The 683-nt window shown below is 51.5% G+C and carries 1 pseudogene; it reads left to right on the plus strand.

The window, feature by feature from the left end:
- Positions 1-96 precede the first annotated feature (96 nt).
- Positions 97-683: pseudogene (locus JCM12259_RS12855) on the plus strand (hypothetical protein); the annotation flags it as partial.

Here is a 683-nt window from a genome sequence, read left to right on the forward strand (position 1 = left end):
GACGAGGACGAAGAGGAGGAAGAAGATTTTTAATGCATCATGCACAACACAGCATTCTTCCGCACAAAATAATTAATCACAAAACAAACAAAGACAATGACAAAAACAAAACTGATATTTGCAGCAGCGTTAGCCTTCTTCGTTAGCTGCGCAAACGACGACACAACGAATAAACAAAGCGAACAAGAGCCGGGAACTGAAGGTCTCACGAGTTTCGTAGAAGAAGACCAGGCAACACGCACCACGGGTGAATACGACGGTAGCGGATTAAACTTCTATTGGACAGCCGGCGACCGCCTATGGGTACACAACGGAACGCTGATACAAGACGCCCGGAACAATATCAACACAGAACTCGTTGCCACCACCGTGCCCGGTGGTGTTCAACGTGCAGCCAAAGCCAAGTTCTGGTTCAGCGGCACCTACACCGCCAGCTCTTATCCCGTGCGCTACACGGGCAAGAACGGAGCAAAAGATAAGGTGACGATCAAGGCGAGCCAGACACAAACTGTGCCTAACGATGCCAGCCACATCGGCGAAGATGGCGACTGTGGTGTAGCCACAGCTACCAAACCCGTAGGCGGTGGCCAATACCACTTCACCCTCGACCACAAGGCAGCTTACGCCACCTTCTTGCCGTATAACGCCGAGGGCGAAATCTCCGGCGCGAAGATTACGAAGAT

The sequence above is a fragment of the Hoylesella enoeca JCM 12259 genome (assembly GCF_000613405.1).
Lineage (GTDB): Bacteria > Bacteroidota > Bacteroidia > Bacteroidales > Bacteroidaceae > Prevotella > Prevotella enoeca.